This is a genomic window from Ralstonia mannitolilytica (assembly GCF_000954135.1).
Lineage (GTDB): Bacteria > Pseudomonadota > Gammaproteobacteria > Burkholderiales > Burkholderiaceae > Ralstonia > Ralstonia mannitolilytica.
The window spans coordinates 2,962,490-2,980,900 of the sequence record NZ_CP010799.1 but is presented as its reverse complement, the minus strand read 5'-3'; the positions used below and the strand labels follow the sequence as shown (position 1 = coordinate 2,980,900).

The following is an 18,411-nucleotide window of genomic DNA, read 5'->3' as shown; positions in this document are numbered from 1 at the left end:
ATGTCCTGGTGCCGCTGACCGGAATCGAACTGGTGACCTTCGCATTACGAATGCGCTGCTCTACCGACTGAGCTACAGCGGCGTCGGAAACAGCGATTCTAGCAGAACTTTTTGCCACCCTGCAAGCACCGCTGAAACCTCGGGCAAAACCGCGTCGTCATGCCGTCTTGGCGGCCTCGCGGTGGTACTGCGTCACGCGGTCCACTTCGTTTTTCGACCCCAGGATCACGGCCACGCGCTGGTGCAGCTTCTCGGGTTGGATGTCGAGAATGCGCTCAAGGCCGTTGGTGGCGGCGCCGCCGGCCTGTTCCACCAGGAAGGCCATCGGGTTGGCTTCATACATCAGGCGCAGCTTGCCGGCCTTGCCAGGCTCGCGCTTGTCCCACGGATACATGAAGATGCCGCCGCGCGTGAGGATGCGGTGCACGTCCGCCACCATCGAGGCGATCCAGCGCATGTTGAAATCCTTGCCGCGCGGGCCTTCGGTGCCGGCCAGGCATTCGTCGATGTAGCGGCGCACGGGCGGGGCCCAGTGGCGCATGTTCGACATGTTGATGGCGAATTCCTTCGTATCGGCCGGAATCTTCACATCGCGGTTGGTCAGGATGAAACTGCCGACTTCGCGGTCGAGCGTGAACATGTGCACGCCGTTGCCGACGGTCAGCACCAGCGTGGTCTGCGGGCCGTACACGGCATAGCCCGCGGCGACCTGCTTGGCGCCCGGCTGCATGAAATCGGCCTCCGAGACGGCCTCGCCGGGCTTGGGCATGTGCAGCACCGAGAAGATCGTGCCGATCGACACGTTCACGTCGATGTTGGACGAGCCGTCGAGCGGATCGAACAGCAGCAGGTATTCGCCCTTCGGGTAGCGGTGTGGAATCTCGTAGAACGATTCCATCTCTTCCGAAGCCATGGCGGCGAGGTTGCCGCCGTATTCGTTGGCCTCGAGCAGGACTTCGTTGGCGATCACGTCCAGCTTCTGCTGGGTTTCGCCTTGCACGTTGCCGGTGCCGGCCGAGCCGAGCACGCCGGCAAGGGCCCCCTTGTTGACGCTGTGCGAGATCGCCTTGCAGGCGCGCGCCACGACTTCGAGCAGCAGGCGCAGCTCGGCCGGGATGGTGTTGTGCTCGCGCTGCTCTTCGATCAGGTAGCGGGTGAGGTTGATGCGCTTCATGGGTTCTCCTGAGACGGGCGCGATTTTACGATACAAGCGGTGACATTCAGGCCAGCGCCTTGCCGACGATCTCCCGCACATCGCGCGAGAGGCTCGGGTGTGCCGCCACGCGCTTGAGCGCGTCGTGCATGGCGTCGCGCAGCGCCGGCACGTATTTGCGCCAGCGGTCCATCACGCGCGCCAGGCGCGCCGACACCTGCGGATTGATCGCATCGAGCGCCAGCACCTGCTCGGCCCAGAACGCATAGCCGGAGCCATCGGCGGCGTGGAACTGCGCGGGGTTGCCCGAGCAGAAGCTGAAGATGAGCGAACGCGCCCGGTTCGGGTTGCGCAGCGTAAAGGCCGGATGCGCCATCAGTGCGCGCACGGTCGCCAGCGTCGGCTTGCCCGCGGCACCTGGCTGCATGGCCTGCAGCGAGAACCATTTGTCGATGACGAGCGCGTCGTCGGCAAAGCGGGTGTAGAAGTCGGCGAGGGCGGCTTCACGGCCGGGGCCGTAGCTGTTCACCATGGCAGAGAGGGCGCCCATGCGGTCGGTCATGTTGGTGGCGGCGGCGTATTGCTTTTCGGCGAGGGCCAGCGCTTCGGGCGCCTCGGTTTCCACGAGGTAGCCGAGAGCGATGTTCTTGAGCGCGCGCTTGCCCGCGGAGACGGCATCCGGCGAATACGCGCCTTCGGTCTGGTTGTCGTGGTAGGCGCGCAGCAGCTCGGCGTTGAGTGCCGCGGCCAGCGTGCGGCGCAGCGTGCGGCGCGCGGCGTGGATCGCGGCCGGGTCGGCCACGTCCATGCGCTCGGCCAGGTAGCTCTCGGCCGGCAGGATCAGCATCTGCTCCCGGAAGGCCGGGTCCAGGGCGCGATCGGCGACCACGGCGCGCAGCGCCTCCACCAGTGCGGGGTCGACAGCGGGCGCGCGGCCCTGCTGGATGTCGGCCACCATGCGCAGCAGCGTGTCGGTGGCCAGGCGCTGGCCGGCTTCCCAGCGGTTGAACGGGTCGGAATCGTGCGCAAGCTGGAAGGTGAGCTGCTCGGTCGTGTAGCCGTACTCGACGATGACCGGCGCCGAGAAATTGCGCAGCAGCGAGGGCAGCGGCGCCTCTGCCACGTCTTCGAAGACGAAGGTCTGCTCGGCCTCCGTGAAGTCGAGCACGCGCGTGGTGGCGGGGCTGCCCGATGCCGTTTCACCGCGCAGGCGCAGCGGCAAGTCGCGGCCCTGGCTGTCGATCAGGCCGATGGCGAACGGGATGTGGAACGGCTGCTTCTGGATGCCGCTGCCCACCTCGATGCCGACCGGCTCGCAGCGCTGGCGCAGCGTGAGCGTATAGGTGTGCGTGGCGGCGTCGTGGCGGCCTTCCACGGTGACGACCGGCGTGCCGGCCTGGCTGTACCAGCGGCCGAATTGCGTGAGGTCGCGGCCGTTGGCGTCGGCCATGGCGGCGCGGAAGTCGTCGCAGGTGACGGCCTGGCCGTCGTGGCGCTGGAAGTACAGGTCCATGCCCTTGCGGAAGCCGTCGCGGCCGAGCAGGGTCTGGTACATGCGCACGACTTCGGCGCCTTTTTCATACACCGTGACGGTGTAGAAGTTGTTGATCTCTTCGTAGCTGTCGGGGCGCACCGGGTGGGCCATGGGGCCGGCATCTTCGGGGAACTGCGCCTGGCGCAGCAGGCGCACGTCTTCGATGCGCTTGACGGCGCGCGCGCTCGCAGCGGCCGTTTCGTTGCCCGCCTGGGCGGCGGCCTGCGCAGCCATGTCGGCGGAGAACTCCTGGTCGCGGAACACCGTCAGGCCTTCCTTCAGGCTCAGCTGGAACCAGTCTCGGCAGGTGACGCGGTTGCCCGTCCAGTTGTGGAAATACTCATGGCCGACCACCGATTCGATGTTGGCGAAATCCACGTCGGTGGCGGTTTCCGCATTGGCCAGCACGTACTTCGTGTTGAAGATGTTCAGGCCCTTGTTCTCCATCGCGCCCATGTTGAAATCGCCCACGGCGACGATCATGAAACGGTCCAGGTCGAGCTCCAGGCCGAAGCGGCGCTCGTCCCAGCGGATCGAGTGGATGAGCGAATCCATTGCATGGCGCGTCTTGCCCAGATCCTGCGGCTCGACCCAGACCTGCAGCAGCTTTTCCTTGCCCGAGGCGGACTGGATGCGCTCTTCAATGCATTCCAGCTTGCCGGCCACCAGCGCAAACAGGTACGACGGCTTCTTGAACGGGTCGTGCCACACCGCCTCGTGGCGGCCCTCCGGCAGGTCGCGCTCGGACACCAGGTTGCCGTTGGACAGCAGCACCGGGTAATCCGCCTTCGAGGCGCGCAGCGTGACGGTGTAGACCGTCATCACATCCGGGCGGTCAAGGAAGTAGGTGATCTTGCGAAAGCCTTCCGCTTCGCACTGCGTGAAGAAGTTGCCGTTCGAGACGTACAGCCCCATCAGCGACGTGTTGGCCGCCGGGTTGCAATAGGTGGCGATTTCGAGCGTGAAGCTGGCGCCCACGTCTGCCGGGACCGCGTCCACCGTCAGCGTGTCGCCGCTGGCCTGCAGGCCGGACAGCGCCCGGCCGTCGAGCGTTGCGCCCGCCAGCTCCAGCCCTTCGCCCATCAGCACGAGCGGCCTGCCGGCCTCGGTGCGGGTCATGCGCATGCGGTTGACGACGCGGGTGCGCTCGGGCACGAGGTCGATTTCCAGGGCCACGTCGTCGATGCGGAAGGCCGGGGCGGTGTAGTCCTTGCGGTAAATCGTGGCGGCGGTGTCGGTGCGCAACATCGGTAACATCCTCGTAGCGGAACGCAAAAGACCATTGTACTCAGGCCCCCGGCGGGAATCTTCCATGCCGGGCCTGACTCTCAGTCACAGGCCGTCCGCAACGCTTTTGCGCCTGTGCAGCCATCTGTCTGATCGAGAGTAGGGGGATTTTTCTATGTGGAAGTGGAACAAGACATCGGGCGTCTGGCCGATGGGCGGTGCGCTGCTCGCGGCCAGCCTGCTGGCGGGCTGCGCGAGCACGGTCACCAGCCAGGTGACGGCATTCCGGCAGCCGGGCTGGAACGATACCCCGCCCCGCACCTACGCCTTCGAGCGCAGCCTGGCGCAGCAGAACGATCTCGAACGGCAGACCTACGAGGCCTGGACTTCAGACCAGCTGGCCGCACACGGCTTCACCAGCGCGCCGCGCGGGAACGCGCGCTACCTCGTCCGCGTGGAATACTCGACGGCCACGCGGCTCGTGCAGGTGCGGCAGCCGGTCTATCCGGACCCGTACTGGGGGCCTGGGCCGTGGGGTCCGTGGCGCAGTCCGTGGGGGCCCTGGGGCCCGTGGGGTCCGCAATATGTCGAATCGAACGTGCAGGTACCGGTCTATTCGTACCACGCCGAGATCGACGAGGCGGCCACCGGAAAGCGCGTCTACCAGGTGACGGCCCAGACACAAGGCGGCGATGGGTCGCTGACGGCCGTGATGCCGTATCTGATCCGCAGCGCATTCGCCAACTTCCCGGCGCCGAACGCGCAGCCCATCCTCGTCGAGCTGCCCGTTGATCCATCGGTGAAACCGGCGCCTAAGTAATGCGCCCGGGTGGGCTTGGCGGCCTCTCTACGTTAGAATGCGTGACCTAATTTGTAGGCCGCCAGCCGTACCCTGCTTGAGCGTTGTCACTCCATCCCACCCCGCGCCGACCGCCACCCCTGGCCGGCGCCGCTTGCGTCCCGTCGCTACCGTCCTGACGGCGCACCGCAACGCTCGCGGCCTCGCTTCCGGTTTCTCCCGGTTCCTCCTGTTTTTTGCCCCTCCGTACCAGGGTGAGCCTGCCTGAGCGCACGTGCGTTTCCGCGGCAGAACACCCCATCAGGATTCATCCATATGAACGACAAGCTTCACGATGCCTCGCCGGATTCCCAAGACAAGGGCGCCGAGGCCGAATTGCGCCGCGCTGCACTCGAATATCATCGCGCCCCCACGCGCGGCAAGATCGAGGTGCGCCCCACCAAGGCCCTGATGAACCAGCGCGATCTGTCGCTGGCGTACTCGCCGGGGGTGGCCTACGCATGTACGGCCATCGAGCAGGATCCGTCGCTGGCGGCCGAATACACCTCGCGCGGCAACCTCGTCGGCGTGATCACCAACGGCACCGCCGTGCTGGGCCTGGGCGACATCGGCCCGCTGGCCGGCAAGCCGGTCATGGAAGGCAAGGGTTGCCTGTTCAAGAAGTTTGCCGGCATCGACGTGTTCGACATCGAGCTGGCCGAGCGCGATCCGGACAAGCTGGTCGACATCATCGCCTCGCTGGAGCCGACGCTGGGCGGCATCAACCTCGAAGACATCAAGGCGCCGGAGTGCTTCTACATCGAGCAGAAGCTGCGCGAGCGTCTGAACATCCCCGTCTTCCACGATGACCAGCACGGCACGGCGATCATTTCTTCGTCGGCGCTGCTCAACGGCCTGAAGGTCGTCGGCAAGGACATCGCCAAGGTGAAGGTGGCGGTGTCGGGCGCGGGCGCGGCGGCCATCGCGTGTCTGGACCTGATGGTGAGCCTGGGCGTCAAGCGGGAGAACATCTACGTGGTCGACTCCAAGGGCGTGATCTATGCCGGCCGCGACGCCAAGATGGAGCCGAACAAGGCGCGCTATGCACAGGACACCTCGGCCCGCACTCTGGCCGACATCGTGCGCGATGCGGACGTGTTCCTCGGCTGCTCGGCCGCCGGCGTGCTGACCGCCGAGATGGTCAAGACGATGGCCGACAAGCCCATCATCCTGGCACTGGCCAACCCCGAGCCGGAAATCCGTCCCGAGGTGGCCAAGGCCGCCCGCCCTGACTGCATCATTGCAACGGGCCGTTCGGATTATCCGAACCAGGTCAACAATGTGCTGTGCTTCCCGTACATCTTCCGCGGCGCGCTCGATTGCGGCGCCACCAAGATCACGGAAGCGATGAAGCTCGCGTGTGTGAAGGCCATCGCTGAACTGGCCGAAGCCGAGACGAACGATGCCGTGGCGCAGGCCTACGCCGGCCAGGAACTGAACTTCGGCCCGGATTACATCATTCCGAAGCCGTTCGATTCGCGCCTGATCGAGAAGATCGCCCCGGCGGTGGCCAAGGCGGCCGAAGAGTCCGGTGTGGCCACGCGCCCGATCCAGGATCTGGATGCCTATCGCGCGCAGCTGAGCGACTTCGTGTATCACACCGGCCTGACGATGCGCCCGGTCTTCTCGGCCGCGAAAGCCAACCCGAAGCGCGTCGTGTACGCCGAGGGTGAAGAAGAGCGCGTGCTGCGCGCCGTGCAGACGGTGGTCGACGAAGGCCTGGCCAAGCCGATCCTGATTGGTCGCCCGCACGTGATCGAGATGCGCATCCAGAAGGCCGGCCTGCGCCTGAAGGCCGGCGTGCATTTCGAGCTGGTGAACCCGGAAGACGATCCGCGCTATCACCAGTACCACACGGCCTACCACGAACTGATGGGCCGCAACGGCGTGACGCCCGACATGGCGAAGTCGGCGCTGCGCCGCTCGAACACGCTGATCGGCGCGATGCTGGTGCGCCTGGGCGATGCCGACGCCATGCTGTGCGGCACGATCGGCCGCTTCGACGCGCACCTGGAGCACGTGCGCGATGTGATCGGCCTGGCGCCGAACGCCAAGGTGTTTGCGGCCATGAACGGCCTGATGCTGGAGAAGCACACGCTGTTCATCGCCGATACGTTCGTCAACGAGAACCCGAGCGCTGAAGAGCTGGCCGACATCACCAAGCTTGCAGCCGAGGAGGTGCGCCGCTTCGGCCAGGAGCCGAAGGTGGCGATGCTGTCGCACTCGATGTTCGGCTCGTCGAAGAACGCGTCGGCCCGCAAGATGCGCGCCGCGTACGACCTGCTGAAGACCGAGGCGCCAGACCTGCAGGTGGAAGGCGAGATCCAGGGCGATGCGGCGCTGTCGGAAGACATCCGCCACCACTTCCTGCCCAAGAGCGCGTTCTCGGGCAGCGCGAACCTGCTGGTGATGCCGTCGCTGGATGCGGCCAACATCGCGTTCAACCTGCTCAAGATCACGGGCGGGCAGGGCGTGACGGTGGGCCCGATCCTGCTGGGCGCGGCCAAGCCGGTGCACATCCTGAACCCGTCGGCCACGTCGCGCCGGATCGTCAACATGACGGCGCTGGCGGTGGCGGACGTGTCGGCCGCGCGCTGATCGGTTGATCGTCGCGTTCGGGCCGCCGCAGCGCGGCGGCCCAATGAAAAATGGCGCCTGGGGGAAAGTCCAGGCGCCGTTTTTATTTGCTGCCGACGGCTCAGAACTTCGCGCGGATGCCCACGCCGAACGTGTCGGCCGAGCTCAGGTCCGACACCTTGTCGCGGAAATACGCGGCATACACGTCGGTGCGCTTGGACAGCGCGTAGTCGTAACCCACCGCCCACGTATTGCGCTTCACGTCCACTGCACCGCTGGTTTTCGTGTACGCGTACGACGCGAGGATGCTGCCCGGGCCGGCCGGGATCGACACGCCGAGCTGGCCGCCGTTGCTCTTGGCGTCGCCCGTGTTGATCGTGTTCTTGATGTACTGGTACTGGCCGTACAGCTTGACCACGCCAAAGTCGTACGTCGCGCCCAGCTGCGCAGCCGTCTGGCGCGAGAAGCCCGTCACCAGCGCATTCAGGTCGCCCGGATTGGCGTTGAAGCGCACTTGCTGGAAGGCCGCCGTGGCCGCGAAGTTGCCGCGGAAGTACAGGAAGTTGCCGCCCCACTTGTTCTGGCCGTTGTGGCCGGCCTGCTCGCCTGCCCCGTAGATGAAGTTGCCGGTCAGCCCGTTGAAATCGGGCGTGGAATACATGATCGAGTTGTTCCAGCCCGAATCGCCCACCAGCCCCGAGATGCCCGCGGCGCCCGTCAGGCCGTTACCGAGGTAGGTGTGGAACACCATCGGCGAGAACGTGTACGAATCGCCGTACGGGTTGAACAGGATCGTCGAGACGAAATACGGCGGCGTGATACGGCCGAGCTTGATCGTGCCCCACGAGTTCGAAGACAGGCCGACGGTTGCGTTGCGCGCGAAGAACGTGTCGCCGTCAAAGCGACCGGCCTTGCCGGTGTCGGGACGGAAGAATGCTTCTAGCGTGAAGATCGCCTTCAGGCCGTTGCCCAGGTCTTCGCTGCCCTTCATGCCCCAGTACGACGTCGACATGCCACCCGAATTGACGCCCCAGGCACGATCGGATGCGCCGAGGTTCTTGGTTGCGCCGGCCCAGGCGTCCACCTGGCCGTAGAGCATGACGGACGATTGCGCCTGTGCCCCGGCACTCGCTGACCCCAGTGCCGCTGCCGCTGCCAGCGCGGCCGCGCCACGCTTGATGTTCCACTGCATTGCTACCTCCTTGGTTGTTGAAGATCACCGTGGGTCGCGCCGCATTCTTCGATGCGGTCGCAGGCCGGCTGGTCAGGCTCCATGCCGGGCGGCGTCCCAGGCCCCATGACGCCGCGCCCACAGCGTTGTTGTCGTGCTTAACCTGAAATCAAATCGTGCAGACGGAAGGCCGCGATCCGGTGGATCTGCTCCAGCGACGTGCGCAGCTCGGTATCGCGGTCGTTCTCGACGCGCTTGGCGAAGGCTTCGATGATGCCGTGGCGGTCGTAGCCGCGCACCGCGAGAATGAACGGGAAGCCGAACTTCTCGTTGTAGCGGGCGTTGAGGTCTTGCAGGCGCGCAAACTCTTCCGGCGTGCACTGGTTCAGCCCCGCGCCGCTTTGCTCGCGCGTCGACTCGGCAGTCAGTTCGCCGCGCACGGCAGCCTTGCCGGCGAGCTCCGGGTGGGCACGGACGAGCGCGAGCTGCGGGCCTTCGCCGGCGTTGTCCACGGCGTGGCGCATGGCGTTGGCAAGCGCATCGGCGGACGCGAACGGGCGTTGCGCGGCAGCCTGCTCGGCCACCCACGGCGAGTGTTCGTAAACGCCGCCCAGGACTTGCACGAACTGGGCAGCGTCCATGCCGTTGAGTTGCGAAAGGGTGTAAGTCGTCGGGCTCATGCTGCGGTGCTCAAAACGGGTTGCCTGGCGTACGGGTGGTGCTGCATCCAGTGGTTGGCGATGTCGATGCGGCGGCAGATCCACACCTTGTCGTGCGATTGCACGTAATCGAGGAAGCGCTGCAACGCACGGAAACGCGCCGGACGGCCCAGCAGCCGGCAATGCATGCCGATCGACAGCATCTTCGGGCGGGCGAGGCCGTTCGGGTCGCCTTCTTCGTACAGCACGTCGAAGGCGTCCTTCAGGTACTGGTAGAAGTGGTCGGCCGTGTTGAAGCCCTGCGGACTGGCGAAGCGCATGTCGTTGGTGTCGAGCGTGTACGGCACGACCAGGTGCGGCTTGGTCTCGCCGGATGACGTTTGGACTTCGGTCCAGAAGGGCAGGTCGTCGCCGTAATAGTCGGCGTCGTAGACGAAGCCGCCGTGCTCGACGACCAGGCGGCGGGTGTTCGGGCTGTCGCGGCCGGTGTACCAGCCCAGCGGCGCGTTGCCGGTCATCTGGCGGATGATCTCGACGCCGATGCGCATGTGCTCGCGCTCGGTCGCTTCGTCGATGTTCTGGTAGTGGATCCAGCGCCAGCCGTGGCAGGCAATCTCATGACCGAGGTCCACGAACGCCTGCGTCACGTCCGGATGACGCTGCAGCGCCATCGACACACCGAAGATGGTGAGCGGCAGCCCGCGCTTTTCGAACTCGCGCAGGATGCGCCAGACGCCCGCACGCGAGCCGTATTCGTAGATGCCTTCCATGCTCATGTGCCGAGCAGGGTAGGCGGCCGCGCCGATGATCTCGGAGAGGAACTGCTCAGAACCGGCGTCGCCGTGCAGCACGCAGTTTTCACCGCCTTCCTCGTAGTTGAGGACGAACTGCAGGGCTACGCGCGCGCCGCCCGGCCACTTGGGGTCGGGCGGGTTCTTGCCGTAACCGATGAGATCGCGCGGGTAGTTGTTGTTGGTCATGATTTTTGGCACCGAAGAGACTTCATACAACACCGGCCGGACGGCGGAATGGGGTTTTCCAAATGCGCGACATCACGCGTGGATGTTGTTCCCGTCAACGCAGGGCCAGCGCCGCTTGCGCGTGGCCAGGCCCTGTGTTGTCGGGACGCCGCAGATACGCGGGATGTCGTGCACCAGGCCACCCTCCATCCGGTCACGCCGGGACTGCCCGGGCAGCCTGCGCCAGTTCCAGCGCGAGCTTCCGGTGAACCGTGAGATGGGCGTCGAGTTCGAGCGTGGTCAGGCGGCCGTCTTCGACGACCACGCGCCCGTTGATCACGCTATGCGCCACGTTGGACGGGGCGCAGAACACCAGGGCGGCGACCGGATCGTGATCGGCGCCGGCAAGACCGACCTGATGGCGGTCGAAGCTTACAAAGTCGGCGGACATGCCGGGCGCCAGGGCGCCGATGTCGTCGCGGTTGAGCACCCGCGCGCCGCCGAGCGTGGCGATTTCCAGCGCCTCCCGCGCGCTCATCGCCGCAGGGCCGAAGCCCACGCGTGCCAGCAGCATGGCCTGGCGCGTTTCGCCGAGCATGTGCGCGCCATCGTTCGACGCGCTGCCGTCCACGCCCAGGCCGACCGGCACGCCGGCATCGCGCATGGTGCGGATGGGCGCAATGCCGGAGGCCAGGCGCATGTTCGAGCACGGGCAATGCGCAACGCCCGTGCCGGTGCGTGCAAACACGTCGATGCCGTGTGCGTCGAGCTTGACGCAGTGCGCATGCCACACGTCGTGGCCGACCCAGCCGAGGTCTTCCGCGTACTCCGCCGGCGTCATGCCGAACTTTTCGCGCGAGTACGCAATGTCGTTGTCGTTCTCGGCCAGGTGCGTGTGCATCGATACGCCATAGCTGCGCGCAAGCCTGGCCGATTCGCGCATGAGGTCGCGCGAGACCGAGAACGGCGAACACGGCGCCACCACCACGCGCAGCATCGAATGGCGATCGGGGTCGTGCCAGGTTTCGATCAGGCGCTGCGTTTCCTTCAGGATGGCGTCTTCGCCTTCGACCACGCGGTCCGGCGGCAGGCCGCCCTGGCTGCGGCCGACGCTCATGCTGCCGCGCGCCGCGTGAAAGCGCATGCCGATCAGCCGCGCGGCTTCGATGGAGTCGTCCAGCCGGCAGCCGTTCGGGTACAGATACAGGTGGTCGCTCGACGTCGTACACCCCGAGAGCAGCAGCTCTGCCATCGCCGTGAGCGTGGACACGCGCACCATCTCGGGCGTGAGCCCCGCCCACACCGGATACAGGTTCGTGAGCCAGCCGAACAGTTCGGCATCCTGCGCGGCGGGCAGGGCGCGCGTCAGGCTCTGGTACATGTGGTGGTGCGTGTTGACGAAGCCTGGCGTGACGACGTGGTCGCGCAGCTCAATGACCCGCACGCTGGGCCGGCCGATGGCATCGCGATACTGCGACGGCAGATCGGCCGTGGCGCCCACCCATTCGATCACGCCGCCGCGCGCCACCAAGGCGCCGTCGGCGATCTCGCGCCGTTGCGCGTCCATGGTGACCAGCACGTCGGCGTGACGCGCGATCAGAAGCGGATCCGTGTGCGCGGCAGTGGCGCTCATGTGCCCGGCCATGCGGTTACTCCGTGCCGTGGGTGTTGGCAGCGGCCTCGCGCATCGCGTGCTCGGTTGACTGCATGCCGTTGTAGTAGAGGTTCAGGATGACGGCCACCAGCGTGCCCAGCACGATGCCGCTGTGCGTGACCGGCTCCAGCCACTTGGGCAGGTACTGGAAGAACGTCGGCGCCAGCGTGGGGATCATGCCGAAGCCGATCGAGATGGCCACGATGAACAGGTTGTGGCGGTACTTGTTGAAATCGATCGAGCCCAGGATGCGCACGCCGGTGGCGGCCACCATGCCGAACATCACGATGCCCGCGCCGCCCAGCACGAACGACGGCACCGACGCCACGATGTGCGCCATCTTCGGGAACAGGCCCAGCAGGATCAGGATCACGCCGCCCATGGCCGCCACGAAGCGCGAGCGCACGCCCGTCACCGTCACCAGCCCCACGTTCTGCGAGAACGACGTGTACGGGAACGTGTTGAACACGCCGCCGATCACGGTGCCAAGGCCGTCGGCGCGCAGGCCGCGGGTCAGGTCATCCGTGGAGAGCTTCTTGCCGGTGATTTCCGCCAGCGCCAGGAACATGCCGGTCGATTCCACCAGCGTGATCAGCATCACGATGCACATCGAAGCGATGGCGCCGAAGTGGAAGGTCGGCATGCCGAAGTGCAGCGGCGTGATGACGGCCACCCACTCGGCCTCGGCCATGCCGGCAAAGCTGACCTTGCCGAACGCCATGGCGATGAACGTGCCGATCACGATGCCCAGCAGCACGGCGATGTTGCCGATCAGGCCGCGGCCATACTTGGTCAGCAGCAGGATGATGACCAGCACCGCCAGCGCAATTGCCAGGCCGCTCAAATCGCCATACGCAGGGTTGGGCACGGTCTTGAGCACGCCGTCGACCATCGTTTTCATGGTCGGCTGGCCGCCGGCTGCCCAGTTGATGCCCACGCCCATCAGCGACATGCCGATCAGCGTGATGACGGTGCCCGTCACCACCGGCGGAAAGAGCCCGAGCACGCGCCCCATGAGCGGCGCGACGATGATGCCGAACAGCCCCGCCGCGATCACCGCGCCGTAGATGCCGAGCAGGCCGATGCTCGGATCGCTGCCGATGGCGATCATCGGGCCGACCGAGGCGAACGTCACGCCCATCATCACCGGCATGCGGATGCCGAACTTCCAGATGCCGAACGCCTGGATGAGCGTGGCCAGCCCCGCGGCAAACAGGTCGGCGTTGATGAGAAAGGCGAGCTGTTCCTTGGGCAGATGCAGTGCGCCGCCCACGATCAGCGGCACCGCGACGGTGCCTGCATACATCACCAAGACATGTTGCAGACCCAGTGCGAGCAGGCGGCCGTACGCCACGCGCTCATTGGTCAGGTCCGCCGTGGGGGCGGCGATGGTGCTGCTTGCCATGAAGGTCTCCTTTTTGGTGGTGAGCCGGATGGCATCCGGCCTGGGGCGGCGGCCTCTGTCGTGCCAGCTCGCCCGATACGGCAAAACCGGTCCTAGACTTGGTTGCGCGGGCCCAATACCGAACGCAGGTCGAAATCAGCGGGCGCTTCGGGGCGCACGCGGTCGGCACAGCATTGCAAGTGCTGGGCCATGTGGGCCTGCGCGGCGGCGGCGTCGCCGCGCTCGAGCGCGTTGAGGATGTCCAGGTGTTCGTCGAACGAGCAGGCGTTGTTGCCCGGGGCCTCGACGCTGGCGATCATCAGCGTGGTGCGCGACACCAGCCGGCGCATCATCTCCACCACCAAGGGGTTGCCTGCCTGCTCGGCCAGCGCGACGTGGAATTCGGCGGAAAGACGGATCCAGCGCGGCCGGTCATGCGTGACGAAGGCCTGGCGCTCTTCCTTGACGAGTTCCACGAGCGGGGCGATGGCGGCTTTCGGGTCGCCGCCGCGGCCGACCTTGTCGAGCACGGCACGCTCCAGGATCTGGCGCAGCTCGAACATGGCGTGCGCCTCGTCGATGGAAGGCGCCGCAATGAACGCACCGCGATTCGGTTCCAGATCGACCAGGCCGTCGGCGGCCAGCCGGGAGAACACCTTGCGCACCGTATGGCGTGCGGTGGCATAGATTTCGCACAATGCGTGCTCCGTGAGCTTCGTGCGCGGGGGAAGGCGGTGCTCCATGATCGCGTCGTAGATCTCGTGGTACATCCGTTCTTCGAGCGACATACGTGCCCCCGCTGCCTTGGTGCCCGACGTACCGGGCTTGAGCGTCGTTTCCGTGGAGACCAGCTTGAGATTCTTGGACATGGAAGACCCGCCTTTCAGTAGTGCAGCGCCGCATCAGGAGCCGCGAAAATCTGTTGACAATTATTCGGGTGGGCCTTCAATATTGTCAACAAAATGCGTTCTGGAATCCGACAAACTAGGGAAATCCCTGTTTCACGTCCCCACAGAGACAGGGGTGTCGGACCGGAGCGAGCGACGGCTTTGCCGGCTTGGCAGGCGCCTTCCACACGAAGGCCGCAGGCGTAAACCGGCTGGACGCGCGCCGGGATGCGTGCAGTAGCACGTACCGAGCGGGCCCCGACGCCAGCCCTTGCCACACAAGGGTTCGGCGCGAGGTGCAAGTGGAGGCAGCGGCGCTTCTGAAAATTCGAACTACAGAGGAAGACAAATGGGACGCTTGACTACCCATGTGCTCGACACCGCTGCAGGCACGCCGGGCCAAAACCTGGCGATCGCCCTGTTCAAGATTGTCGACAATCAGCGCCAACCGATCAAATCGGTTCGCACCAATCACGATGGCCGTTGCGATGCGCCGCTGCTGGAAGGCGATGCGCTGCAGGCCGGCGTCTATGAGCTGGACTTCGCGGTGGGCGACTACTACCGCGCGGCCGGCGTCAAACTCCCCGAGCCCGCGTTTCTGGACGTGGTGACGCTGCGCTTCGGCGTGGCCGATACCGGCGCGCACTATCATGTGCCGCTGCTGGTGTCGCCGTGGTCGTACTCGACCTATCGCGGCAGCTGACGCACGGGGAGCGCATCATGGAAGGCTATATCCTCGACTGGGCCAACCTGCTCTTGCGTTGGCTGCACGTGATCGTCGCGATTGCGTGGATCGGCTCGTCGTTCTACTTCGTGTGGCTCGACAACAGCCTGACCAAGCCGACCGCACCGGACCTGAAGGACAAGGGCGTCGACGGCGAGCTGTGGGCTGTGCACGGCGGCGGGTTCTACAACCCGCAGAAGTACCTGCTGGCGCCGAAGCAGTTGCCCGAACATCTGCACTGGTTCTACTGGGAGTCGTACTCGACATGGATGTCGGGTTTCGCGCTGCTGACGGTGGTGTACCTGTTCAACGCCAACGTCTACATGATCGATCGCAGCATCTTCGACATGTCGGCGACGACGGCGGTGATCCTCGCGCTGGCGTTCCTGGTGGTCGGCTGGCTGGTGTACGACACGATCTGCCGCGTGTTCGGCAAGAACGACCGCGTGGTGGGCATTCTGGTTGCGATCTACGTGGTGATCGCGGCGTATGCGGCGTGCCACCTGTTCTCGGGCCGTGCAGCGTTCCTGCTGATCGGCGCGATGATCGCGACCATCATGAGCGCCAACGTGTTCTTCTGGATCATCCCGGGGCAGCGCAAGGTGGTGGCCTCGCTCAAGGCTGGCGAGAAGCCGGACCCGATCCACGGCAAGCGCGGCAAGCAGCGCAGCGTGCACAACACGTATTTCACGCTGCCGGTGCTGTTTGCGATGCTGTCGAACCACTACAGCATGACGTACGCCCACAAGTACAACTGGGCCGTGCTGGTGCTGATCATGCTGGCTGGCGTGCTGATCCGCCAGTTCTTCATCCTGAAGCACAAGGGCGTGATCAACTGGGGCTATCCGGCAGCGGGCGTGGCCGTGCTGCTCGGTGTGGCCGTATGGCTGGCACCGGTGCAGCGTCCGGCAGCACCTGCGGCGCAAACTCAGGCAGCAGCGGCCCCGGCGGCAGCCGCAGCGGGCGGCGCTTCGGCACCCGCCGCGGCGGCTCCGGCGGCGGCTGGCGGATCGGATTTCTCCAAAGTACAGGCAGTCGTTACCGCACGGTGCTACCAATGTCACTCGGCGCATCCTACCCTGATGCCTTCGCCGGCCAAGGGCGTGCTGCTCGATACGCCGGAGCAGTTGTCCGCGCATGCGCAACTCGTCTACCAGCAGGCTGTGCAGCAGAAGCTGATGCCCCTGGGCAATGTGACGCAGATGACCGACGACGAACGCGCGATCATCGCGAAGTGGTTTGAAGGCGGCGCCAAGACGAACTGACACTTGGGCGCAAGCCACAACAGGACGGTTTATCGGAGCATGTCACGCGTTCCCTAGCGGGTGACATGACCGGTGAGGGTTGAACGGGGCTGCGGCCCCGTTTTTTTTTGCCTGAAGCCTTGCAGCGGTGTTTGCTTGGCCGGCCCGATCGGCTGGTGCCTCACCTGCGAAAGGGATGCCGGCAAGGCAGGTTCAGCGTCTCGGAATGACGACTTACTTCCCGACGCCCAGCAGTGCCAGCACCCCGAGCACCAGGAAGATCAACGCCGCGATCCGATGCACAAGCTGGATCGGCATGCGCGCCGCAAACTTGTTGCCCATCAGCACGGCCGGCACATTGGCGAGCAGCATGCCGATGGTCGTGCCTGCCACGACCGATACGACGTCATGGAAGCGAGCTGCCAATGCCACCGTGGCGATCTGCGTCTTGTCGCCCATCTCGGCAAAGAAGAACGCGACGATGGTCGTGCCCAGGATGCCCAGGCCGCGCTGCGTGCCCGAAGGCGCTTCTTCTTCATCGAGCTTGTCCGGAATCAGCATCCATCCGGCCATGGCGATGAAGCCGACGCCGAGGATCCAACGCAGGACGTTTTCACCGAGCACCTGCGTGATCCAGCCGCCGACAGCGCCGGCAAATGCATGGTTGACGAGGGTGGAGATGAAGATGCCGAGAATGATCGGCACCGGCTTGCGAAAACGCGCGGCCAGCAGGATCGACAGCAGCTGCGTCTTGTCGCCGATTTCCGCAAGCGCGACGATGCCGGTGGAGACGAGGAAGGCTTCCATGTTGTTGTGGTGTCCGGGCCGTATGCGAACCAATGACGCGCCACTGCCGGCCCTGTCCGCAGTGGGTTGTCATCGGTCTCGCCAGGCGCGTCACCGGGTGCACGGATGGCACCCTGAGTGCGGCTGACCACGCCATAACCGCCTGTCGTTGCGACGGCGGTCAAGTCTGTTGACGTGGCCCTCGAAGTGACGACTTCGAGTGGCTACTCCCCAATGGAAGCCGCGATTATAAGTGCATCAGGCGTGGGCGCCAACCGTAAATGTTGCGGGTTCACCCTGCACGTAAGTGGCGGATACAGCACGGTCCTCACCCAGCAGCGCCAACGAGAACAGCAGCTCTTCGAGGGTTTCAGAACGCGCGTTGCGGCGGGCCAGCAGCGGCGTGGCGGCCGGGTCCAGCACGATGAAGTCGGCTTCCGCGCCCGGCACGAAGCTGCCGATGCGGTCTTCCCAGCCCAGCGCTTCGGCGGCGCCGCGAGTGGCAAGGTAGAACATGCGCAGCGCGGTCAGGTGATAGCCGCCCATGCGTGCGACCTTGTGCGCCGTGCCCATCGTGCGCAGCATCGAGAACGAGCTGCCGCCGCCCACGTCGGTGGCCAGCGTCAGCGCCAGGCGGTGTGCATCGTTGGCGTGGAAGTCGTACAGGCCGCTGCCCAGGAACAGGTTCGACGTCGGGCAGTGCGCGACGGCGGCGCCCGATTCCGCGAGGCGTTTGCGGTCGCCGTCGTCCAGCCAGATGGCGTGGCCATAGAAGGCACCCTTGCGCAGCAGCCCGTAGCGGTCATACACATCCAGGTAGCTGCGTGCGTTCGGGAACAGCTCGGCCACCCATTTGACCTCGTCGGGATTCTCGGCGACGTGCGTCTGGATGAAGACGTCCGGGTATTGCCTGGCCAGTTCTGCGCAGGCCTGCAACTGCGCTTCACTGGAGGTCGGCGCAAAGCGCGGTGTGATGGCATAGGCCAGGCGGTCCTTGCCGTGCCAGCGCGAGATCAGGTCGGCCGTGTCGCGCGCACCGGACTCGGCTGTGTCGCGCAGGTATTCCGGGCAGTTGCGGTCCATCATCACCTTGCCGGTGATCAGACGCATGCCGCGCTGCCGGGCTGCCGTGAACAGTGTCTCGGCGGAGCCGCGATGCACCGTGCTCCAGACCATCGCGCTCGTCGTGCCGTTGCGCAGCAGTTCGTCGAGGAAGAACGAGGCGACGCCGGCGGCGTACTGCTCGCTCTCGAAGCGGCGCTCTTCGGGAAAGGTGTACGTCTCCAGCCAGTGCAGCAGGCCCGGCGACGGCGACGCGATCATGTCCGTCTGCGGGAAGTGGATGTGCGTGTCGATGAAACCCGGCACGATCAGCTTGCCGCTGTGGTCGTGCAGCTGCGTGCCGGCGGGCAGGCCCTCGCGCAGTGCGGCGTAGCCGCCCGCCTGCAGTACCTTGCCGCCTGAAACCACCAGCAGGCCGTCCTCCCAATACTCATAGGCATCGCGCTCGCGATACTGCGGATCGTGCAGGAAATGCAGCACGCGGCCGCGGTAGGCGTGAACGGTGGCGTTTGAGTTTGGAGGCATCTTGGTCATTCGTCGTCTCGTGGGGTT

The 18,411-nt window shown here is 65.7% G+C and carries 14 protein-coding genes and 1 tRNA gene; 4 read left to right on the top strand and 11 right to left on the bottom strand.

Translation table 11 applies throughout. The annotated features are described in order from the left end of the window. Positions 1–6: 6 nt before the first annotated feature. The 3 genes from TK49_RS14080 to pepN all read right to left on the bottom strand — a co-directional run bounded on the left by TK49_RS14080 (position 7) and on the right by pepN (position 3,935). Positions 7–82: transfer RNA gene (locus TK49_RS14080), tRNA-Thr, on the bottom strand. Positions 83–157: 75 nt separating this feature from the next. Then, on the bottom strand, positions 158–1,174 hold the full coding sequence (locus tag TK49_RS14075) for a class 1 fructose-bisphosphatase (protein WP_045787258.1): 1,017 nt from the start codon (positions 1,172–1,174) through the stop codon (positions 158–160). Between the two features lie 46 nt (positions 1,175–1,220). Then, complete coding sequence (gene pepN / locus TK49_RS14070; protein ID WP_045787257.1) at positions 1,221–3,935, bottom strand: aminopeptidase N; 2,715 nt, start codon at positions 3,933–3,935, stop codon at positions 1,221–1,223. A gap of 154 nt (positions 3,936–4,089) precedes the next feature. Between pepN and TK49_RS14065 the strand changes: the two genes are divergently transcribed. Then, positions 4,090–4,734: a DUF4136 domain-containing protein gene (locus tag TK49_RS14065; protein ID WP_045787256.1), complete on the top strand. Its 645-nt coding sequence runs from the start codon at positions 4,090–4,092 to the stop codon at positions 4,732–4,734. A gap of 294 nt (positions 4,735–5,028) precedes the next feature. Continuing rightward, the gene (locus TK49_RS14060) at positions 5,029–7,350 is read left to right on the top strand and encodes an NADP-dependent malic enzyme (protein WP_045787255.1); all 2,322 of its coding nucleotides are present in this window, start codon (positions 5,029–5,031) and stop codon (positions 7,348–7,350) included. Positions 7,351–7,450: 100 nt separating this feature from the next. On the opposite strand, the gene TK49_RS14055 is transcribed toward TK49_RS14060, so the two are convergent. The 6 genes from TK49_RS14055 to TK49_RS14030 all read right to left on the bottom strand — a co-directional run bounded on the left by TK49_RS14055 (position 7,451) and on the right by TK49_RS14030 (position 14,025). Then, on the bottom strand, positions 7,451–8,521 hold the full coding sequence (locus TK49_RS14055; RefSeq protein WP_045787254.1) for a porin: 1,071 nt from the start codon (positions 8,519–8,521) through the stop codon (positions 7,451–7,453). A 137-nt stretch (positions 8,522–8,658) separates the two neighbouring features. Beyond that, complete coding sequence (uraD, locus tag TK49_RS14050) at positions 8,659–9,180, bottom strand: 2-oxo-4-hydroxy-4-carboxy-5-ureidoimidazoline decarboxylase (protein WP_045787253.1); 522 nt, start codon at positions 9,178–9,180, stop codon at positions 8,659–8,661. After that, positions 9,177–10,139 (bottom strand): allantoinase PuuE, encoded by a 963-nt coding sequence (gene puuE / locus TK49_RS14045; protein ID WP_045787252.1) that lies wholly within the window; start codon positions 10,137–10,139, stop codon positions 9,177–9,179. The genes uraD and puuE overlap by 4 nt, the downstream gene beginning before the upstream one ends. Before the next feature lie 193 nt (positions 10,140–10,332). Continuing rightward, the gene (locus TK49_RS14040) at positions 10,333–11,751 is read right to left on the bottom strand and encodes an 8-oxoguanine deaminase (protein WP_045787899.1); all 1,419 of its coding nucleotides are present in this window, start codon (positions 11,749–11,751) and stop codon (positions 10,333–10,335) included. A gap of 16 nt (positions 11,752–11,767) precedes the next feature. Then, complete coding sequence (locus TK49_RS14035; protein WP_045787251.1) at positions 11,768–13,177, bottom strand: nucleobase:cation symporter-2 family protein; 1,410 nt, start codon at positions 13,175–13,177, stop codon at positions 11,768–11,770. A 92-nt stretch (positions 13,178–13,269) separates the two neighbouring features. Beyond that, a complete protein-coding gene (locus tag TK49_RS14030; protein ID WP_045787250.1) occupies positions 13,270–14,025 on the bottom strand; it encodes a GntR family transcriptional regulator in 756 nt (251 codons plus the stop codon). 367 nt (positions 14,026–14,392) lie between these two features. Here TK49_RS14030 and uraH point away from each other — a divergent pair, with 367 nt between their 5' ends. Together uraH and TK49_RS14020 are read left to right on the top strand one after the other, a co-directional pair. Beyond that, positions 14,393–14,746: a hydroxyisourate hydrolase gene (gene uraH / locus TK49_RS14025; RefSeq protein WP_045787249.1), complete on the top strand. Its 354-nt coding sequence runs from the start codon at positions 14,393–14,395 to the stop codon at positions 14,744–14,746. A gap of 17 nt (positions 14,747–14,763) precedes the next feature. Then, a complete protein-coding gene (locus TK49_RS14020) occupies positions 14,764–16,032 on the top strand; it encodes a urate hydroxylase PuuD (protein WP_045787248.1) in 1,269 nt (422 codons plus the stop codon). Positions 16,033–16,245: 213 nt separating this feature from the next. Here TK49_RS14020 and TK49_RS14015 read toward each other — a convergent pair whose 3' ends face one another. Together TK49_RS14015 and guaD are read right to left on the bottom strand one after the other, a co-directional pair. Next, on the bottom strand, positions 16,246–16,818 hold the full coding sequence (locus TK49_RS14015; RefSeq protein ID WP_045787247.1) for a TMEM165/GDT1 family protein: 573 nt from the start codon (positions 16,816–16,818) through the stop codon (positions 16,246–16,248). A 237-nt stretch (positions 16,819–17,055) separates the two neighbouring features. After that, positions 17,056–18,393 (bottom strand): guanine deaminase, encoded by a 1,338-nt coding sequence (guaD, locus tag TK49_RS14010; RefSeq protein WP_045787246.1) that lies wholly within the window; start codon positions 18,391–18,393, stop codon positions 17,056–17,058. Positions 18,394–18,411 lie beyond the last annotated feature (18 nt).